Annotated in this window: 17 protein-coding genes, 1 pseudogene and 1 riboswitch; of the genes and pseudogenes, 14 read left to right on the top strand and 4 right to left on the bottom strand. The window is 35.8% G+C overall.

Features of this window, described 5'->3' with window-relative positions; all coding sequences use genetic code 11:
• The first annotated feature begins 10 nt into the window (after positions 1-10).
• The 6 genes from MRBLBA3_RS19725 to MRBLBA3_RS19700 all read left to right on the top strand — a co-directional run bounded on the left by MRBLBA3_RS19725 (position 11) and on the right by MRBLBA3_RS19700 (position 6,625).
• A complete protein-coding gene (locus MRBLBA3_RS19725) occupies positions 11-751 on the top strand; it encodes a WecB/TagA/CpsF family glycosyltransferase (protein ID WP_097808744.1) in 741 nt (246 codons plus the stop codon).
• 154 nt (positions 752-905) lie between these two features.
• A complete protein-coding gene (locus MRBLBA3_RS19720; RefSeq protein WP_363383102.1) occupies positions 906-2,105 on the top strand; it encodes an MFS transporter in 1,200 nt (399 codons plus the stop codon).
• 210 nt (positions 2,106-2,315) lie between these two features.
• Positions 2,316-3,032 carry a LytR/AlgR family response regulator transcription factor gene (locus tag MRBLBA3_RS19715; protein WP_071744002.1) on the top strand — a complete coding sequence of 239 codons (717 nt, stop codon included), beginning with the start codon at positions 2,316-2,318 and terminating at the stop codon, positions 3,030-3,032.
• 122 nt (positions 3,033-3,154) lie between these two features.
• Positions 3,155-5,230 (top strand): carbon starvation protein CstA, encoded by a 2,076-nt coding sequence (cstA, locus tag MRBLBA3_RS19710; protein ID WP_363383099.1) that lies wholly within the window; start codon positions 3,155-3,157, stop codon positions 5,228-5,230.
• Positions 5,223-5,426: a YbdD/YjiX family protein gene (locus MRBLBA3_RS19705; protein ID WP_016131012.1), complete on the top strand. Its 204-nt coding sequence runs from the start codon at positions 5,223-5,225 to the stop codon at positions 5,424-5,426. Before cstA ends, MRBLBA3_RS19705 begins: the two co-directional genes overlap by 8 nt.
• A 143-nt stretch (positions 5,427-5,569) precedes the next feature.
• Positions 5,570-6,625: a diguanylate cyclase gene (locus MRBLBA3_RS19700; RefSeq protein ID WP_363383096.1), complete on the top strand. Its 1,056-nt coding sequence runs from the start codon at positions 5,570-5,572 to the stop codon at positions 6,623-6,625.
• Between the two features lie 97 nt (positions 6,626-6,722).
• Here MRBLBA3_RS19700 and pdxK read toward each other — a convergent pair whose 3' ends face one another.
• Positions 6,723-7,547 (bottom strand): pyridoxine/pyridoxal/pyridoxamine kinase, encoded by an 825-nt coding sequence (gene pdxK / locus MRBLBA3_RS19695; RefSeq protein ID WP_000174236.1) that lies wholly within the window; start codon positions 7,545-7,547, stop codon positions 6,723-6,725.
• Positions 7,548-7,681: 134 nt separating this feature from the next.
• Here pdxK and MRBLBA3_RS19690 point away from each other — a divergent pair, with 134 nt between their 5' ends.
• The 3 genes from MRBLBA3_RS19690 to MRBLBA3_RS19680 all read left to right on the top strand — a co-directional run bounded on the left by MRBLBA3_RS19690 (position 7,682) and on the right by MRBLBA3_RS19680 (position 10,742).
• Positions 7,682-9,253 (top strand): GAF domain-containing sensor histidine kinase, encoded by a 1,572-nt coding sequence (locus MRBLBA3_RS19690; RefSeq protein ID WP_363383093.1) that lies wholly within the window; start codon positions 7,682-7,684, stop codon positions 9,251-9,253.
• Positions 9,254-9,274: 21 nt separating this feature from the next.
• Complete coding sequence (locus tag MRBLBA3_RS19685; protein ID WP_000695779.1) at positions 9,275-9,922, top strand: response regulator; 648 nt, start codon at positions 9,275-9,277, stop codon at positions 9,920-9,922.
• A gap of 193 nt (positions 9,923-10,115) precedes the next feature.
• Positions 10,116-10,742, top strand: a complete 627-nt coding sequence (locus tag MRBLBA3_RS19680; protein ID WP_000246730.1) for an FMN-dependent NADH-azoreductase — start codon at positions 10,116-10,118, stop codon at positions 10,740-10,742.
• Between the two features lie 57 nt (positions 10,743-10,799).
• On the opposite strand, the gene MRBLBA3_RS19675 is transcribed toward MRBLBA3_RS19680, so the two are convergent.
• Entirely contained in the window at positions 10,800-11,471 is a 672-nt protein-coding gene (locus tag MRBLBA3_RS19675; protein ID WP_000703330.1) for a transcriptional regulator YeiL, read from the bottom strand.
• Positions 11,472-11,578: 107 nt separating this feature from the next.
• Between MRBLBA3_RS19675 and MRBLBA3_RS19670 the strand changes: the two are divergent.
• A pseudogene (locus tag MRBLBA3_RS19670) lies at positions 11,579-12,281 on the top strand (YjjG family noncanonical pyrimidine nucleotidase).
• A 40-nt stretch (positions 12,282-12,321) separates the two neighbouring features.
• Here the strand turns inward: MRBLBA3_RS19670 and MRBLBA3_RS19665 are convergent.
• Positions 12,322-13,554 (bottom strand): chloride channel protein, encoded by a 1,233-nt coding sequence (locus tag MRBLBA3_RS19665; RefSeq protein ID WP_016131005.1) that lies wholly within the window; start codon positions 13,552-13,554, stop codon positions 12,322-12,324.
• Between the two features lie 319 nt (positions 13,555-13,873).
• Positions 13,874-13,978: riboswitch (SAM riboswitch) on the top strand.
• A gap of 92 nt (positions 13,979-14,070) precedes the next feature.
• Between MRBLBA3_RS19665 and MRBLBA3_RS19660 the strand changes: the two genes are divergently transcribed.
• The 3 genes from MRBLBA3_RS19660 (at position 14,071) to MRBLBA3_RS19650 (ending at position 17,693) form a co-directional block, all read left to right on the top strand.
• Positions 14,071-15,369, top strand: coding sequence for a bifunctional O-acetylhomoserine aminocarboxypropyltransferase/cysteine synthase (locus tag MRBLBA3_RS19660; protein WP_363383087.1), 1,299 nt, complete (start codon positions 14,071-14,073; stop codon positions 15,367-15,369).
• Positions 15,353-16,258 carry a homoserine O-acetyltransferase MetA gene (metA, locus tag MRBLBA3_RS19655; protein ID WP_001121550.1) on the top strand — a complete coding sequence of 302 codons (906 nt, stop codon included), beginning with the start codon at positions 15,353-15,355 and terminating at the stop codon, positions 16,256-16,258. Before MRBLBA3_RS19660 ends, metA begins: the two co-directional genes overlap by 17 nt.
• Before the next feature lie 139 nt (positions 16,259-16,397).
• Entirely contained in the window at positions 16,398-17,693 is a 1,296-nt protein-coding gene (locus tag MRBLBA3_RS19650; protein ID WP_016131004.1) for a homoserine dehydrogenase, read from the top strand.
• Positions 17,694-17,722: 29 nt separating this feature from the next.
• On the opposite strand, the gene MRBLBA3_RS19645 is transcribed toward MRBLBA3_RS19650, so the two are convergent.
• Positions 17,723-18,349: a YczE/YyaS/YitT family protein gene (locus tag MRBLBA3_RS19645; RefSeq protein ID WP_363383083.1), complete on the bottom strand. Its 627-nt coding sequence runs from the start codon at positions 18,347-18,349 to the stop codon at positions 17,723-17,725.
• 97 nt (positions 18,350-18,446) lie between these two features.
• Here MRBLBA3_RS19645 and MRBLBA3_RS19640 point away from each other — a divergent pair, with 97 nt between their 5' ends.
• The gene (locus MRBLBA3_RS19640) at positions 18,447-19,424 is read left to right on the top strand and encodes a LacI family DNA-binding transcriptional regulator (RefSeq protein ID WP_097881752.1); all 978 of its coding nucleotides are present in this window, start codon (positions 18,447-18,449) and stop codon (positions 19,422-19,424) included.
• The last annotated feature ends 2 nt before the right edge of the window (positions 19,425-19,426 follow it).

Raw genomic sequence — 19,426 nt, 5'->3', positions numbered from 1 at the left:
ATAGTTAAATATGGCAGTACAAACGGTTGATATTCTAGGTGTTCCTTTTTCTACAATGACAATGGATGAAACAATCCAATATTTAAAGAAACAACTAGAATTGGAGCAAACTCATACTTTTCAGGTAGTAACAGCGAATCCTGAAATTGTTATGTGCGCGAAAAAGGATGAAAAATTCCATAAAACATTATTAAATACAGATTTAATTACACCTGATGGTATCGGGGTTGTTAAAGCGAGTGGTATGCTTGGGACACCGTTAAAAGAGCGTGTGGCAGGTTTTGACTTAATGTGTAATTTACTTGAAAAGTTATCGGAAGATAATAGACCAGTATCTGTTTTCTTATTAGGTGCAAAACCACATGTTGTACAAGCTGCAGCTAATCATTTAACGAAGACATATTCGGCTGTATCTATTGTGGGTACACAAGATGGGTATTTTAAACAAGAAGAAGAAGAGAATATTGTTTCTCGTATTCAAGAAGCAAAACCAGATCTATTACTTGTTGCGCTGGGCTTCCCAAGACAAGAAAACTTTATCCAAAACAATAAGCATCGTTTAGAAACGAAAATGGCTGTTGGAGTAGGCGGTAGTTTAGATGTGTGGGCTGGAGAGGTAAAACGTGCGCCAAAATGGATCCAAGCTATTCACTTAGAGTGGTTTTACAGATTATGTAGTAATCCAACACGCTGGCGTCGTCAGTTAGTACTAGCTGAGTTTTTAAAAGAAGTAATGCGTTCAAAAAAGTAGCGGAACATCGCTACTTTTTTTATTTGTTTATTTTTGATAAACATTTTACTTTGGGGGAATGATGAAGGAGAATTTTTTACACGAAAGTATTTTACTTATACAATACACACATGTAAAATGATGTGTAAAGACAGCTGTGTAAGGAGGACTTCTTGTGAGCAAGGTAAAAGAAATTTCGAAGCGAAAGCTACTTGGTATAGCGGGGCTTGGATGGCTATTTGACGCAATGGATGTTGGAATGCTTTCATTTGTAATAGTGGCGTTGCAAAAAGATTGGGGATTAAGTACTCAAGAGATGGGTTGGATAGGTAGTATTAACTCAATTGGTATGGCTGTAGGAGCGCTTGTCTTTGGGGTACTATCAGATAAAATAGGACGGAAATCGGTCTTCATTATTACATTATTACTATTTTCTATTGGTAGTGGCTTAACAGCCTTAACGACGACACTTACAATGTTCCTCGTGTTACGCTTTTTAATTGGTATGGGACTCGGCGGAGAACTCCCAGTTGCATCTACCCTCGTATCAGAGAGTGTTGAAGCGCACGAACGTGGGAAAATAGTTGTACTATTAGAAAGCTTTTGGGCTGGTGGCTGGTTAATTGCAGCTCTTATCTCGTACTTTGTGATTCCTAAATACGGTTGGGAAGTTGCGATGGTATTAAGTGCCGTTCCGGCTTTATATGCTTTATATTTAAGATGGAATTTACCCGATTCCCCAAGGTTTCAAAAGGTTGAAAAAAGGCCATCTGTTATTGAGAATATAAAATCGGTTTGGTCTGGGAAGTATCGTAAAGCAACCATTATGTTATGGATTTTATGGTTTTGTGTGGTCTTTTCCTATTATGGAATGTTCCTTTGGTTACCTAGTGTAATGGTACTGAAAGGTTTTAGTTTAATAAAAAGTTTCCAGTACGTACTTATTATGACATTAGCTCAATTACCAGGATATTTTACAGCAGCATGGTTTATTGAACGTCTTGGTCGTAAATTTGTATTGGTTACGTATTTAATTGGTACAGCATGTAGTGCTTATGTGTTCGGAATCGCGGATTCATTAACAGCATTAATAGTTGCGGGTATGTTATTATCCTTCTTTAACTTAGGTGCTTGGGGTGCATTATACGCTTACACACCTGAACAGTATCCAACAGTTATTCGCGGTACAGGTGCAGGAATGGCAGCGGCATTTGGACGTATTGGTGGTATTCTTGGACCACTATTAGTAGGATATTTAGTTGCTTCACAAGCTTCGCTATCGCTAATATTTACGGTTTTCTGTGTATCAATTTTAATTGGGGCACTTGCTGTGATTATACTTGGGAAAGAAACAAAGCAGCAGGAATTGGTATAAAGTGAAACTTTAATTAGTGGAGGTTTTGTCCATTCCCTGTTGATTATTAGCACGCACCAATCGAGGTAAAAGAAAAGGGGAGACCAAAGTGGTTTCCTTTTTTCTGTTTTTTTAGATAAATAATGGTATAGTAAGAAAAAGGGATTGTTTCTTACTAAAGCGAATGTATACAACAAGACATATGGACAAAGGAATTAGGTGGTTGGATAAATGAAAATTTTACTTATCATGGAAGAGACAGAAGAGCGAAGAAAATTAGTTGAGTACTTTACTGAGAACATTCGGAATGTAGAATGTTTTGAAGCGAGAACCGGAACAGAATCTTTGCTAATAATGAAAAAACATACACCTGATTTTGTTTTTTTAAATTCGCAATTAGTAGACGGCACTGGTTTTGAATATTCGAGCTTGTTACGAGAAGTGAATTGTTATACAAAATTTATTTTTATTGGTGAGGATATAGAAGAGACAATTACAGCTTTTCGTTTCCAAGCATTTTATTATTTATTGCAACCATTTCGTGAAGAAGATTTACAATTCATTTTATATAAAATGGGGAAAGAAAAAAGTGAGAAAGCAAAGAGTCATTTGCGTAAACTGCCGATAGAAGGCCATGAGGGAATTAGATATATTTTTCCAGAGGATATTATATATGTAAGTAAAAATAAGGAAAATAAAACAGTTTCAATTTATACAACGAATAATCATCATATTTCAACATACACACTTCAGGAATTAGAAAATAAGCTTAATGCATATGATTTTTTACGTGTACATAAAAGTTATTTAATTAATATGTTATATGTACAAGAACTTAAACCTTATTATAATGGCACGTATAATTTGTATTTAGACGGGTACGATGAGCAACCGATTCCAGTAAGTCGTAATTATGTAAAACGACTTCGAAATAAAATTGAACTATGACAAGTAATGAGAGAATTTTAACATGATAAACTAGAAATCCTTCATGATAAGGAGGATTTAACTTAAATATTCAGAAAATTTAGTACAATCTCCACTAAGAAGTAGTAATGGGGGGATTGTATGTGAAAACGTTGAAGTCAATTTTACTTTGGGGAGTTATTGCAGCACTAGGAGCATCTGCTTTTGGTGTAATAGCCTTATCCCAAGGCGAAACAATTAATGCTGTATGGCTATTAGTTGCTGCTGTATCAGTGTATGCGATTGCTTATCGCTTTTATAGTAGATTTATAGCGAGGAAAGTTTTCGGACTAGATAATAATAGGCAAACACCTGCTCATACATTAAATGATGGGAAGGATTATGTTCCGACAAATAAATGGGTTTTATTCGGCCATCACTTTGCAGCGATTGCAGGGGCAGGTCCTTTAGTAGGTCCAATTTTGGCGGCGCAGATGGGCTATTTACCCGGGACAATTTGGATTATTGTTGGAGTAGTTATTGCTGGAGCTGTACAAGATTTTGTAATTTTATTTGCTTCAATGAGACGTAACGGTAAATCATTAGGAGAAATGATTAAAGATGAGATTGGTCCTGTTACAGGATTAATTGCGATGATTGGTATTTTAGGTATTATGATAATTTTATTAGCGGTATTAGCTTTAGTAGTCGTGAAAGCGCTCGTTGGAAGTCCGTGGGGAATGTTTACAATCGCAGCAACGATTCCAATTGCTATTTTAATGGGAGTTTATATGCGTTACATTAGGCCAGGACGTGTAGGAGAAGGATCAGCAATTGGTATTATTCTACTAGTTTTATCTCTTGTTGGAGGACAATATGTAGCAGAAAATCCGACGCTTGCAAGTATGTTTACTTTTAGTGGTGAGACAATTGCTATTATGCTTATCGTATATGGATTTATTGCATCAGCATTACCAGTTTGGATGCTTCTTGCCCCACGCGATTATTTAAGTACATTTTTAAAAATAGGAACGATACTTGGATTAGCAATTGGTATTTTAGTTGTAGCTCCAGATTTAAAGATGCCGGCAGTATCTCAATTTATTGATGGAACAGGACCTGTTTTCTCTGGAAATTTATTCCCGTTCTTATTTATTACAATAGCTTGCGGTGCTGTGTCTGGATTCCACGCTCTCGTTTCATCAGGTACGACACCGAAAATGATTGAGCAAGAAGGCCATGCAAGGCCAATCGGTTATGGAGCGATGTTGATGGAGTCGTTTGTAGCGGCGATGGCTATGATTGCAGCTTGTGTATTAACACCAGGAACTTATTTTGCAATTAATAGCCCAGCGGCACTAATTGGAACTGATGTATCACAAGCAGCTCAAGTTATTTCCTCATGGGGATTTGCTATTACACCGAATGAATTAAAAGAACTTGCTGTTAATGTCGGAGAACAGACCATTTTATCACGTACAGGTGGCGCACCAACATTAGCAATCGGTATGGCGTATATATTTTCACAAGTAATGGGCGGAACGGCGATGATGGCATTTTGGTACCATTTTGCAATTCTTTTTGAAGCACTATTTATTTTAACGACGATTGATGCTGGAACACGTGTAGGGCGATTTATGATTCAAGACATTTTAGGGCATGTATATAAGCCGTTTGCGAAAACAGATTCTACATTAGCAAATGTGATAGCTACAACACTATGTGTACTAGGATGGGGGTACTTTTTATATCAAGGGGTGGTAGATCCTCTTGGCGGAATTAATACGCTATGGCCACTTTTTGGTATTGCAAACCAAATGTTAGCGGGAATTGCATTATTACTTGGAACGACAATTTTGTTCAAAATGGGGAAAAAAGCATATGTTTGGGTGACACTTATCCCAACTGTCGGATTGCTTATTGTAACAATGACAGCTGGTTATCAAAAGCTATTTCATGAAAATCCTAAAATAGGATTTCTATCCCACGCAAAGGTGTTTCAGGGAGCATTGGATGAGGGGAAAGTGTTAGCGCCAGCTAAAAATGTCGTTCAGATGAAGCAAATTATTTTCAATGATTATATTGATGCAGCACTTTGTGGGATTTTTATGATAGTTGTAATCGCTGTATTAATTTCTGCACTTCGAATTTGGATTCAAGTATTAAGAAATAAGCCGATGCCGCTAAAAGAGGCGCCATATATTCCTAGAGATGAAAGTGAGTCGAGGAACTATGCTTAAAAGTTTACGGGACTTATGGGGAAAGAGAAAGCAATTTATTAGTTTACTTGTCGGAGTTCCAAGTTATGAAACGTATGTAAATCATATGAAAGCGCATCATCCAGAAGAAAAAATTCTATGTCAAAAGCAATTTTTTGCTGAGGCACAAGAAGCTAGATTTAATGCAAAAGGTGGAAAGATATCACGATGTTGCTAGTGGAGGAGACGAAATTTCGTCTCCTTTTTTATTTTGCTGTTCCACGTGGAACAGTAAAATAATATTGGGAATTATAGGGATTCCGTAATGCAATAGCATATAGAAAGGGATAGATGGAAAAGAAAAAGTAGGGAGATCATTTTATGTTCAGAGATTTATTTGTAAATATGACAATCATTCTTTCCTTTATCTTTGTGGGTGCTCAGCTTTTAAGAGATAAGCCATTAAAAGAAGGATTCTCTTTTTGGCAGAAATGTTTGGTCGGTATTTTAACGGGAATATTGAGTATATTGTTGATGCATTTTGGTGTACATATTGAAGATATTATGTTGGATTTGCGTTATTTAGCTGTTGTTTTGGCAATTATAATTGGTGGCCCAATAGCTAGTAGTATAACAGTTATAATCATTTTAATAACGCGGTTATTTTTTACTGAGTATTCTTTAGCCTCCGAATTGGCTTGCTATACTATCGTGGCAATAGGGATGGGCATTACCCTTATTTGGCGAATGAAAATTTCCATATTTACAAAATGGATATGGTTCAATGTGTGCAGTTTGTCTATTTTAATACTGCCACTTTATATTTTATTTAAGGATATGTATGTAGTTTCATTATATTTAGTTTGTTGTATTGTAGCGGCATACATCACATTTGTAAGTGCAAGTTACGTATTGCAATCAAATGAATTATTTCAAACGATGAAGCATTATGCAACGATAGATGCATTAACGAATCTAGGGAATGTAAGGCAATTGGATTTAGAGATGAATCGTCATATTGATAACAAGTATATGAAAAATGATTCACTCTGTTTATTACTTATCGATATTGATCACTTTAAGTATGTAAATGATACATACGGTCATCCCGCTGGGGATGAAGTGTTAAAACAAGTAGGGCGTATTTTGTTAGAGAATGGACCATTCTCTAATTTGGTTTTTCGAAAGGGTGGCGAAGAATTTGCCTTGTTGATACCGAAAAAGGGATTAGCATTTGGAACTCGTATAGGGGAACAAATTCGACTAGCTGTTGAAAAGCATTCATTCCAACTGAAAAACGGAACAAAAATTAAAATTACAGTTTCTGTTGGGATTTCAGAGTATAAAAAATCACCTGAGCAATTTATTCAAGCAGCGGATGATGCATTATATTATTCAAAAAGAAATGGTAGAAACCAAGTTAGTTCAGCATCATAGGAATTAGGGGAGTGCTTTAAAACATTTTTGCAAAACATACTAAAACCGACAGAACAATGAATGCTCTGTCGGTTTTAGTATGTTTTTTAGTTTATTATTAGACAAGCTCTTTCTGTGCAACGAATTTGCGGTATGCACCGTGATGTGTTGGTCCTACATATTCATTAATTTTGAATGAATGACGAATTGCAGCTGTGATGAATTCTTTTGCAGTTTTTACCGCTTCTTTTACAGTCTTTCCTTTTGCAAGTTCTGCTGTAATTGCAGCAGAATATGTACAACCTGCACCGTGTGTATTTGTCGTATCAATCTTTTCTGATTCTAGAAGATCGAATGTTTCACCGTCATATAATACATCAATAGCAGTTTCTGTACCTAGTTTGCTACCACCTTTAATTAGTACGTATTTAGCACCTAAAGCATGGATTTTCTTTGCAGCTTCTTTCATGTCCTCAAGAGAATTAATTTTCACACCACTTAATTGATACGCTTCAAATAAGTTTGGCGTTACAACTAATGCCTTTGGAACAAGAACGTCACGTAAGCAGTCATTTGTTTCAGGGTGTAACGCTTCATCCGCCCCTTTACATACCATAACAGGGTCAACTACTACATTTTTGAAATTATGTTTTTCAATTGTTTCTGCAACCATTTCAATAATTTCCACTGATCCAAGCATACCTGTTTTTAAAGCATCTACTCCAACACCTTCAATTGTCGTTTCTAATTGTGGTTTTAATGTAGAAGCCGCGATTGGGAATACGTTATGTGCCCAACCGTTATGTGGATCCATCGTTACGATTGTCGTAAGAGATGTCATTCCGTATACACCAAGTTCTTGGAAAGTTTTTAAATCTGCTTGTATACCAGCACCGCCACTTGTGTCAGAACCAGCGATAGTAAGTGCCTTATTTAATGTCATTATGAAAGCCCCCTCAAGTGATATAATGAAAACTATGTTTTCACCATTATATCAATGTTACGAATAAGTACAAAGTGAAAAGTAGATGATTTACTTTAGGGGCGATTTAAAATTTTGTATGTAGGAGATTAGGTATGTTTCGAGATAATCGTACAAATGAATTAGTTATATTAAAAGAAATTGCAGAAACGCTAAATACATCAAATGATACATATCATGTATTACAAGCAGTGCTAGAAAAATTGCTTAGTGTAACAGGTTTAACAACAGGATGGATTTTTCTTGCGGATGAAAATGGGAGATATACGAAATTAATCGATTACCAGTTGCCAGAAGCACTTACATATGAAAACAAACGCCCGATGTGTGAAGGTGAATGTTGGTGTTTACGTGGCTTTGTGGATGGGAAATTAGAGCGAGCTGTTAATATTATTGAATGTAAAAGAATTAATAATGCAATTGAATATAATTGGGGAGATACAGAAGGAATTCTTCATCATGCTACGGTTCCTTTAAAGGCTGGAGGAGAAAAATTTGGTTTGTTAAATGTGGCAAGCCCAGGTAAAACACATTTTTCAGAAGAAGAATTAGTATTGCTTCAATCAGTTGCTTTCCAAATTGGAACGGCTTTAAAACGAGCAAAGTTATATGAAAATGAAAAGCGAAGAGCGCATTATTATGTGAAATTAGAACGGTTCATTCAAGTTTTAAGAACGATTCATCAATTTAATATATTGCCTGAAAAAGTTGTAAATCGATTAGGTGAAGTGTTTCAGTGGAATCAAGTCGCATTCTTTATTAGGGAAGAGAAAGAATTAGCCTTGCGGGCATCTTATTGCCAGGAAGAATTACAAGAGGATATAAAAGAAGCAGCGAAAGAAGCACTAGAAAAAGGTGAACCTATTTTATTAAACCATCAAATCAGTCATAAGGTAGCCTCTAATAGGACGGTTATTGCCACACCAATACAGATTCAAAGTCACATATTTGGTGTTTTATGTGTTAGTTCAAATAATGGTGAATTTGATGTGAATACGATAGATGTACTTCAAGCAATAACAAATCATATTTCTTTCGTGATAGAAAATTTAAGATTAAATGAGCAACGACGCGAACTTGTACGAATGGAAGAAAGAAACCGGTTAGCAAGAGATTTACATGATTCTGTTTCACAAAAGCTATTTTCGTTAACCTTTATGACAAAAGGGGCTGAGGCAGTTTTAAAAGGTCAAAATGAAAAGGTGGATCGATCTTTGCATGAGATGCGTGAACTAGCGCAAGGTGCCTTAAAAGAAATGAGGACGTTAATTTGGCAACTACGTCCAGCGGGATTAGAGAAAGGACTATTACCAGCTTTAAAACAATATGGTGAAAGTTTGGGATTGAAAATTCGGGAACAAGTTACAGGTGTTCGTGATTTGCCGCGCGTAGTAGAAGAAGCGCTCTGGAGAATTGGACAAGAAGCTTTAAATAACGTAAGTAAGCATGCAAATGTCAGAGAAGCGACGATTTATTTCAAAGTGACGGAGAAGAATGTATCATTAGAAATAGTCGATCAAGGAAACGGCTTTGTAGAAAAGGATATAAAAGAGAAGAAATCACTCGGTATGACTACGATGCGCGAAAGAGTAGAATTAGTTGGTGGGACGATTAAAATTACAAGCAGCGAGAAACGAACGAGTGTAAAAGTAAATGTACCATTATGATGTGAAAAATGAGGGAAGTTTGTGAAAATAAAAGTATTGTTAGTTGATGATCATACAGTCGTTTTAAAAGGATTAGCGTTTTTTCTAAGTACACAGGAAGATTTTGAATTAGTTGGGGAAGCCAATAATGGAAAAGAGGCGTTAGTGAAAGTAGGCGAAACGAGTCCAGATGTCGTATTAATGGATTTATATATGCCTGAGATGGATGGAATTGAGGCAACAGCCTGCATTAAAAAAGAATACCCAAATGTGAAAGTAATTGTCTTAACTAGTTTTTCTGATCAGGCTCATGTATTGCCAGCATTGAAAGCTGGAGCAAGTGGTTATATTTTAAAAGATGTAGAACCAGATCAGCTTGTTGAAGCTATTCGAAGTGCATATAAAGGTAATATTCAGTTACATCCCGATATAGCAAACGCCCTTCTTTCTCAAACATTACCGGAGGAAGAGAAAGAAGAGGAATCTATCGTTCATGTAGATGTGCTAACAGCAAGGGAAAATGAAGTATTGCAGCTATTGGCAAAAGGAATGAGTAATAAAGAAATTGCTTCTGTTTTAGTTATTACAGAAAAAACGGTTAAAGCGCATGTAAGTAGTATTTTGAGTAAGTTACATTTATCCGATCGCACACAAGCAGCATTATATGCAGTGAAAAACGGAATTGTATAAGACCAAAGTCGTAAGACCTAGTTCGCCTTTAGAAGGTGGACTTTTTTTATGAAAAAATACGTCTATGTGAGGACGAAATTGTCTTGATATAAAGATAAAATGTATTTGTAAGCAACAATAATTACAAGGGAGTAACCCTTTTTCGTAAGTAATATATAACAACATAAGAGTGAGTAGTAGGAGGAAAAGAATCATGGCAACAGTTTTATTTGTAAAAGCAAACAACCGTCCAGCGGAACAAGCAGTAAGTGTCAAATTATACGAGGCATTTTTAGCAAACTATAAAGAAGCACATCCAAATGATACAGTAGTAGAACTTGATTTATATAAAGAAGAATTACCATATGTAGGTGTAGACATGATTAATGGTACATTCAAAGCAAGCAAAGGATTTGATTTAACAGAAGAAGAAGCAAAAGCAGTAGCAGTTGCTGATAAGTATTTAAATCAATTCTTAGAAGCTGATAAAGTTGTTTTCGGTTTCCCATTATGGAACTTAACGATTCCAGCCGTATTACACACGTATATTGATTATTTAAACCGTGCTGGTAAAACGTTTAAATATACACCAGAAGGTCCAGTTGGACTTATTGGAGATAAGAAAATTGCGTTATTAAATGCACGCGGCGGCGTATATTCTGAAGGACCAGCAGCTGAAGTAGAAATGGCTGTTAAATATGTAGCAAGCATGATGGGCTTCTTCGGTGCAACAAACATGGAAACGGTAGTTATCGAGGGACATAACCAATTCCCAGATAAAGCAGAAGAAATTATTACTGCAGGTCTTGAAGAAGCAGCTAAAGTAGCAAGCAAATTTTAATTAAAATTATAATCGCCACTCAAAAAACAGCATTAACTTTTATGTTAATGCTGTTTTTTATACTTTCAGCTCGTCAGCAAGTTTTTCTAATTGATTTCGATCTTGTATATAATATGTTCGGCCTTCTTTCTTTAAATAGTTTTGCTGGCAAAACTGGTTTAATACATATAAAAGATGGCGGTAACTGACGTTTAAGTATTCTGAGGCCTCAGTATGCTTTTCGGTATAGCAATTATTTTGTTCCGTTAATAGAATAAACGCAGCTAATCGGTTTTCAAACGAATAACTATAGTTTTTGGCGTAATTTTCTGTTCGGGTAATTGTTTTTTCTCCAATAAATTTGCATAGTTTCTGTAGAAAGGTAGCATCTTGCAATAAAAGATGCTGACAATCTTTAAGAGGAAGCGCTAAGCAAATACAATCTTCAATCACCTCAACCGCTTTTGTAACAGATTCTACGCCAATTAATCCTAATTCCCCAATGAATGAAGGTGCTTGAATAAAATTAATTAAAGAAACTTTCCCATTTTTATGGCTCATATATATTTTTGCTTTCCCGGAAATTAAGTAATAGAGATAGGGGAGGTCGATTCCCTCCTTACATATCATCTCTTTCTTTTGAAAAGAATGTAGTTCTACATATGGTAAGACATGAAAGGAAAAAAGAGTATGGAATTGATGAATTTGCATGTATTGATAAATTTCTTTCTCATTTTTACTAATTTTCATATTTTCACCCCTGTTTGTAGTATGAGATATCTCTTATTATTTTTACAAGGAAGAATGATACGATTTATGTAAATTTATTTTTGTAGAAAAGAGAGTGTGAGGGGTTTATGAAAAAATATAAAACATTGCTATTTGATGTAGATGATAAATGATAAATTGTTAGATTTTCAGAAGGCGGAGAAAGTGGCGTTACGTATGCTCTTTGAAGAGAAAGGGATTCTTTTAACTAGCGAGGTTGAATCTCAGTATAAAAAAATTAATAAAAGCCTTTGGGATGCTTTTGAAGAAGGTGAAATAAACCGTGATGAAGTCGTAAATACACGATTTTCGATTTTGTTTAAAGAGTACGGGGAAGAGGTAGATGGGATATTATTCGAAAATAATTATCGTAGCTACTTAGAAGAAGGAAACCAACTCATGCAAGGTGCATTTGAATTTATAAATCAAATTCAAAGTGAGTATGATTTATATGTAGTGACAAACGGTATTTCTAAGACGCAAGATAAACGTTTACGTAATGCAGGATTACATTCATTGTTTAAAGATATTTTTGTTTCTGAAGATACGGGATTCCAAAAGCCGATGAAAGAGTATTTTGATTATGTCTTTGAAAGGATTCCTAATTTTGCTTTTGAAGAAGGGCTCATTATTGGGGATTCGTTAAGTGCTGATATTAAAGGTGGATATGTAGCGGGAATTGATACTTGTTGGTTTAATCCAGAAAAGAAACCAAATAATAGCGAGATTGTGCCAACATATGAAGTGCATAGTTTTGAAGAGTTATACGCGCTATTAAAACAGCATGTGTAATAAAAATAGGCAGTGGAACTTTTGTCCCTACTGCCTATTTTTATTCGTTTGTAGCTTCGTTGTTTTTAGGAAGTGGAAATGCATTACCAATCGCTGCCGCCCCGAGCATTGGTAATAGTAAATTGAGCGGGAAAAACATAAGTAATAGCAAGGTTATAGCTATTGGCTTTCGTAACGCATAGCTTGAAATTGCTGTTGTTACGATGGCCACAGATGCGATTGGGTCTATAGGAAGAATAGAAGCTATAGCGTATCCGATACTTGATCCAGCAAATATAATTGGGAAAATATGTCCGCCGCGCCAACCCGTATTTAAACAAACGGCAGTAATACATAATTTTAAAACCCCGGAAAGAAGTAGTACCCAGAAGGATAAATGGCTCCATTCAACAACTAAATCTTTTAATTGATGTTCCCCTGAAAATAACGTGTACGGGAGAAAAGTTCCTGTAACCCCCAATAAAATACCGCCTATAATTCCAAGTGATACCTTGTATTCCTTGAAGGGATGGATTAATTTCTCTAATGTGAATTCTAATTTGAAATAAAAGAAACCAACTATAGCACCGATGCTAGCAAGTGGTAGAAAGGCGATCCATTCATTAAGAGAAAGGGAACCTTCCCCGAAATCAACAATAAAGGATCCACGATTATCGAGTTTACTAAGCAATAAATAAACGGAAAAACCAGCAAAAGTGGTAGCTAAATATACAATTGCTTTTTTTCCTTTAGAAAATTCGTTAATTTGTTCACCCTCATTTTCATTCGGGGCTAAGTAACCGAATAATGGTGCATTAAAAATTACACTTAAAGTAGCACCAATTCCAACCTCTGTTAGTTCATTCATTCCCTTTAAAGCAAATTTAAAGCGATCTCCTACCCATGTACAAAGTCCACCGATAATTCCAACAAGTGCTGCTTCTGGGCCTAAACTAGCTCCAAATATTAAAACGATAATCGCAGTTAAAGTAGCTTTATGTACAAAACTGTATTCAATTCTACCTGTTTTTTTATATTCAGCCATCACTTCGGGCATAAGACGTGGATATGTACCAAAGTATTTTTGTGTTAAACCAACGAGGATACCACCGATAATTGTTACACAAATGGTGTAATAAGGGGGAGAGGAGAAAATAGTAGGTAAGTATCCCCAAATAAAGTGAATTCCGATATTTATTGTAACTAAAAATAACCAGACTGTAGCTCCTACTATAGAGCCTAAAAGAATGCCATATAGGACGAGTATATAGTGCATGTCCTTTTTATTTGTCATGTTATACCTCCGTTATGTAAGTTTTGATCTAGAAAAGATTAGATATGCTAGTATGAAATGAATTGAATATATATAGTATCTTTTTGAGAGGTTGGTTTATTCAATATATTGAATAAGCGTGAGAATCTTGAACCTATACGTTTAAACTACTTATTTAATTCTATATATTGATCGAGGTTTTTAAAAGGTCTTTTTTAAATGAATATGGAATATATTTCTTTTGTTGTTTATATTAAAGTTTTCGCATTTAATTTAGAACATTCAGAAAAACTGATTGACATCAGGAAATTATTGCTATAAAATCAACGGTAATTGCATAGTCTTATCAAGAAAAGGTGGAGGGACAGGCCCGATGAAACCTTGGCAACAGCCGTATAACGGAATTGTGCCAAATCCTGCAGGTAATAATCCTGAGAGATAAGAAAGAGCCTTTAGAGCGTGTTTTCAAACTGCTCCTTTCTTGTTTTCAGGAAAGGGGCAGTTTTTTATTTTGTATAAAAGAAAGGAGAATGAGAGATGGGAGAATCATGGGGAAAAGGAACAATTTGTGTGCAAGGTGGCTATACGCCAAAGAATGGTGAACCGCGTGTTTTGCCACTTTATCAAAGTACAACGTATAAATACGATACTTCGGATGATTTAGCGGCACTATTTAATTTAGAGGCAGAAGGATATATATATACGCGTATTGGAAATCCTACCTTAGCTGCATTTGAGCAAAAGTTATCAGATTTAGAAGGCGGTGTAGGGGCTGTTGCGACAGCTTCTGGGCAGGCGGCCATTATGCTAGCAGTTTTAAATATTTGTAGTAGTGGAGATCATCTTCTTTGTTCTTCAACAGTTTACGGGGGAACATTTAATTTATTTGGAGTAAGTTTACGTAAGCTTGGCATTGATGTTACGTTCTTTAATCCCAATTTAACAGCAGATGAAATTGCGGCACTTGCTAACGATAAGACAAAACTCGTTTATGCAGAATCGCTAGGAAATCCAGCAATGAACGTTTTGAATTTCAAAGAACTTTCAGCGGCAGCAAAAGAATTAGAAGTACCTTTTATCGTTGACAATACATTAGCGACGCCTTATTTATGCCAGGCGTTTGAACATGGGGCAAACATTATCGTTCATTCAACGACGAAATATATCGATGGTCATGCAAGCTCTTTAGGCGGCATTGTTATTGACGGAGGGAACTTTGATTGGACAAATGGAAAATATCCTGAGCTTGTTGAACCTGATCCGAGTTATCACGGTGTAAGTTATGTTCAAAATTTTGGAGCAGCAGCTTATATTGTGAAAGCACGCGTTCAGTTATTAAGAGACTATGGAAACTGTATGAGCCCATTCAATGCATATATTAGCAATATTGGCCTGGAAACATTGCATTTACGAATGGAGCGTCATAGTGAAAATGCTCTCGCAGTTGCCAAGTGGCTTGCTAATCATGATCGTATTGAGTGGGTGAATTATCCGGGATTAGATAGTAATGAAAATTACTCGTTAGCACAAAAGTATTTGAAAAAAGGTGCTAGTGGAGTTTTAACTTTCGGTATTAAAGGCGGATTAGAAGCAGCAAAAGAATTTATCGCAAATGTAAAACTTGCAACTCTTGTAACGCATGTAGCTGATGCAAGAACTTGTGTCATACATCCTGCTAGTACGACGCACAGACAGTTAAGCGCAGAAAATCAGCGTTTAGCTGGCGTTATATCTGATTTAATCCGTTTATCGGTAGGTATAGAAGATGTTTCTGATATTATTGCAGATTTAGAAGTGGCGCTAGTCGGAGGCAAACAACATGCCGATCATAATTGATAAAGATTTACCAGCTCGCAAAGTATTGCAGAAGGAAAATATTTTTGTAATGACGAAGGAGCGAGCAGTAACACAAGATATACGTGCTTTGAAAATTGCTATATTAAATTTAATGCCTACAAAGCAAGAAACAGAGGCGCAATTACTTCGTTTAATTGGAAATACACCGTTGCAATTAGATGTTCATTTACTTCATATGGAATCGCATCTGTCTCGTAATGTAGCGCAGGACCATTTAACGAGCTTCTATAAAACATTCCGTGATATTGAGAATGAAAAATTTGATGGACTCATTATTACAGGAGCCCCAGTTGAAACTCTTTCTTTTGAAGAAGTAGATTATTGGGAAGAGCTTGGACGTATTATGGAGTACTCAAAAACGAATGTAACATCTACGCTTCATATTTGCTGGGGGGCACAAGCGGGTTTGTATTATCACTATGGTGTGCCGAAGTATCCTCTTGCGGAAAAAATGTTTGGTGTATTTGAACATGAGGTTCGTGAGCAACATGTGAAATTGTTACAAGGGTTTGATGAAGTATTTTTTGCTCCGCATTCTCGTCATACAGAAGTACGAGAAAGCGATATTGAAACCGTAAAAGAATTAACGTTATTAGCCAATTCTGAAGAAGCGGGTGTTCATCTTGTTATTGGGCAAGAGGGAAGGCAAGTTTTCGCACTCGGACATAGTGAATATAGTTGTGATACGTTAAAGCAAGAATACGAACGTGACCGTCAAAAAGGATTAAATATTGATGTGCCAAGAAATTACTTTAAACATAATAATCCAGATGAGAAGCCGCTTGTTAGGTGGAGAAGTCATGGGAATTTATTATTCTCTAATTGGTTGAATTATTACGTGTATCAAGAAACCCCTTATGTATTGTAAAGAAAGATTGTGTAACACGTGGTAGCGTTTTCCTTGTAAAGAATAACCTTTATTTTTCCGAATGTTCTAAATTCATTGTTTTTCAGATTTTTCGTCTATATAATTCATCTAAACACAATTTTGAGGGGTGGACAGCATTATGAAAGAAATTCAAGTGGGGTTATTAGGTCTTGGGACAGTTGGTAGCGGTGTAGTTCGTATTATTACAGATCATCAAGAACGACTTATACACCAAGTAGGTTGTTCAGTGAAAGTAACGAAAGTGTTAGTGCAAAACATTGAGAAGGAGAGGGAGGTCGAGGTATCTTCTACTCTATTAACACAAGATGTGAATGAAATTTTAGATAATCCTAATATTGATGTTGTCATTGAAGTAATGGGCGGCATTGATGATGCAAAAACATATATTTTACAAGCTTTACAAAGTGGGAAGCACGTTGTGACTGCAAATAAGGATTTAATGGCGTTACACGGAGCGGAATTATTAGCGGTAGCAAAGGATAATAAGGCGGATCTGTTTTATGAAGCAAGTGTAGCCGGAGGAATTCCGATTTTACGAAGCATCGTAGAAGGACTTTCTTCAGATCTTATTACGAAAGTAATGGGAATTGTAAATGGAACGACAAATTTTATTTTGACGAAAATGTCAGACGAAGGGAGAGCATATAACGACGTGTTAAAAGAAGCTCAGCAGCTTGGATTTGCAGAAGCAGATCCAACATCAGACGTAGAAGGTTTAGATGCAGCAAGGAAAATGACGATTTTGGCTACTCTCGGTTTCTCTACAAATGTAGAGCTTGGAGATGTGAAGGTAAAAGGAATTACTTCTATTACAGCAGAAGATATTGAATATAGTAAGAGCTTAGGCTATACAATTAAATTAATTGGTCTTGCAAAGCGAGATGGTGAAAAATTAGAGGTTACAGTTGAACCAACTTTACTTCCAAATGCACATCCTCTTGCGGCAGTACAAAATGAATATAACGCTGTGTATGTGTATGGTGAAGCGGTAGGAGAAACGATGTTTTATGGACCGGGAGCAGGAAGCTTACCGACAGCGACAGCTGTTGTTTCAGATCTAGTTGCTGTAATGCAAAATATTAGGTTAGGTGTAAACGGAAATAGTGCGGTATCTCCTCAGTATAAAAAAGTATTAAAAGAGCCAGATGAAATTGTTGTGAAAAAGTTTTTAAGACTGCATGTGAAAGATGAAATTGGTGTGTTCGCAAAAATCACGTCATTGTTCTCAGAGCGCGGTGTTAGCTTTGAAAAGATTATTCAAATGCCGCTTGAAGAGAAAGGGAAAGCAGAAATCGTAATTGTAACGCATCGTGCTTCTCTTGCAGATTACGATTACATTCTACATACATTGCAATCGTATGAAGAAATAGATTGTTTGAAAGCAAACTATCGGATTGAAGGAGATGCTAAGTAGTATCTCTTCTAATAAAATGAAAAAACCTATTAAGCGGCTTGCTTAATAGGTTTTTTTCTATTTAAAATTTGCGTACCAACTTGAATAAATGCTTGAATAATCCAACCTGTTGTAAAGGATAAGATAATTGTTCCAAAATAGATTGGCCCATCTAATAAGAAGCTTAATGTTAAAAATAAAAAAGCTAATGAAATTTCTGTTCTTCTAAATGTCCACTTCTTTTTCTCAGCAACAGTTAAAACGAAAGCCTCTTGAGGTGCTGCGCAAAGGTTTGTAGAGACATAAAGGCCGATTCCGGCTCCGATGAATAGATTTCCGCAAATAAGTGTTATATATTTTGGAAGAGAGCGGATAATGTCCATAATGGTCGTAATAGAACCAATCCAATCAACAAAAAGAGAAATAAGAATCATTGTGACAATTGTGCCGATTGTAATTTGTTTTTTGTCCCAAAAGAGTACGATAAGGGTAAAAATAAAGTTAATCATGAAAATCCAAAAACCAATACTTATGCCGAAATTTTGATATAGTGCAATAAAGAAGGAATCATAAGGGCTAAGTCCAAAGGAAGTAATTGTCGTCATCATATTAATACCGATGGCGAGAATGAGTAAACCGCCAATGAAAAATATATATTCTAATTTGAATCGAAGCATAATTGTATATCCTTTCAAAATGTATTTGCTAGGAAAGGATATATTGTGAAAAGCTTACCAGGTCAAGGGAGAATTTTTGTGAGAAGAGGAAAATGAGATGACGAATATAAGAAAAATTGCTGAACTCGCTGGGGTATCTGTTTCAACAGTTTCACGTGTACTTAATAATCATCCGTACGTAAATGAACAGAAACGAAAAGAAATTTTAGCAATTATAGAAGAATTAAATTATACGCAAAATGTAAATGCAATTCATTTAGTGAAAGGAAAAACAAATGTAATCGGTGTTTTATTGCCGCATGTAAATGATCAATATTATAGCGCTATTATTGAGGGAATATCAAAGGAAACGGCACAGGAAAATTATAATATGATGCTTTGTCAGACGAATTATAGTGAGGAAAGAGAATTAGAAATTCTGAATATGTTAAAAATGAAAAAGCTTGATGGGGTTATTATATGTTCCAGGGCAAATAGTAAGGAGAAGCTTGAAGAATATACGAAATTTGGTCCAATTGTTATGTGTGAAGAAATTGATTCAAAATACATTTCAAGTGTACATATTGATTACTATAAAGTTTTTTCGCGCGGTATGAAAAGCTTAATAGATACCGGCCATACACGCATTGGATATTGCATTGGAAGAAGTAATAGCATTAATAGTCAAAGAAGAAAACAGGCGTATGAGGATTCGCTTCAACAGATTGCCGTAAAACCGTTAGAAGCCTGGAAGTTTAAAGGCTGTTTTACAGTGGAAGATGGACGTAATGTAGTCAGGGAATGGGCTCGTATGTCTGTAAAACCGACGGCGTTTCTTGTATCCTGTAACCATATTGCTGCGGGAATGGTAACAGAAGCGAAAAAACAAGGAATTCGAATGCCAGAAGATATTACGATTATCGGATGTGATGATCAAGAAGTGGCAGATATATTAGGTATAACAACGATTTCGCATCCTAGTAAAAATGTTGGGATAAAAGCGTTTGAATTATTATATAAAAAGATTAATGAAGAGAAATTAGATGTGAAGCATATAGAGTTATTACCAGAGTTAGTGGATAGAGAAACAACTTAATG

Source organism: Bacillus sp. LBA3-1-1.1 (assembly GCF_040676495.1).
Taxonomy (GTDB): Bacteria; Bacillota; Bacilli; order Bacillales; family Bacillaceae_G; genus Bacillus_A; species Bacillus_A nitratireducens.
Note: the sequence above shows the minus strand (reverse complement) of the source record. Positions and strands in the feature narration are given on the sequence as shown.

What these genes read in the sequence shown, in the direction of transcription:
- MRBLBA3_RS19705 (WP_016131012.1), top strand. Translation starts at nt 5,223, where the DNA reads ATGCTTAAAAGTTTACGGGACTTATGGGGAAAGAGAAAGCAATTTATT.
- MRBLBA3_RS19660 (WP_363383087.1), top strand. Translation starts at nt 14,071, where the DNA reads ATGGGAGAATCATGGGGAAAAGGAACAATTTGTGTGCAAGGTGGCTAT.
- pdxK (WP_000174236.1), bottom strand. Translation starts at nt 7,547, where the DNA reads ATGACATTAAATAAGGCACTTACTATCGCTGGTTCTGACACAAGTGGC.
- MRBLBA3_RS19645 (WP_363383083.1), bottom strand. Translation starts at nt 18,349, where the DNA reads ATGCTTCGATTCAAATTAGAATATATATTTTTCATTGGCGGTTTACTC.
- MRBLBA3_RS19675 (WP_000703330.1), bottom strand. Translation starts at nt 11,471, where the DNA reads ATGAAAATTAGTAAAAATGAGAAAGAAATTTATCAATACATGCAAATT.
- MRBLBA3_RS19665 (WP_016131005.1), bottom strand. Translation starts at nt 13,554, where the DNA reads ATGACAAATAAAAAGGACATGCACTATATACTCGTCCTATATGGCATT.
- metA (WP_001121550.1), top strand. Translation starts at nt 15,353, where the DNA reads ATGCCGATCATAATTGATAAAGATTTACCAGCTCGCAAAGTATTGCAG.
- MRBLBA3_RS19680 (WP_000246730.1), top strand. Translation starts at nt 10,116, where the DNA reads ATGGCAACAGTTTTATTTGTAAAAGCAAACAACCGTCCAGCGGAACAA.
- MRBLBA3_RS19700 (WP_363383096.1), top strand. Translation starts at nt 5,570, where the DNA reads ATGTTCAGAGATTTATTTGTAAATATGACAATCATTCTTTCCTTTATC.
- MRBLBA3_RS19650 (WP_016131004.1), top strand. Translation starts at nt 16,398, where the DNA reads ATGAAAGAAATTCAAGTGGGGTTATTAGGTCTTGGGACAGTTGGTAGC.
- MRBLBA3_RS19640 (WP_097881752.1), top strand. Translation starts at nt 18,447, where the DNA reads ATGACGAATATAAGAAAAATTGCTGAACTCGCTGGGGTATCTGTTTCA.
- MRBLBA3_RS19690 (WP_363383093.1), top strand. Translation starts at nt 7,682, where the DNA reads ATGTTTCGAGATAATCGTACAAATGAATTAGTTATATTAAAAGAAATT.
- MRBLBA3_RS19715 (WP_071744002.1), top strand. Translation starts at nt 2,316, where the DNA reads ATGAAAATTTTACTTATCATGGAAGAGACAGAAGAGCGAAGAAAATTA.
- MRBLBA3_RS19725 (WP_097808744.1), top strand. Translation starts at nt 11, where the DNA reads ATGGCAGTACAAACGGTTGATATTCTAGGTGTTCCTTTTTCTACAATG.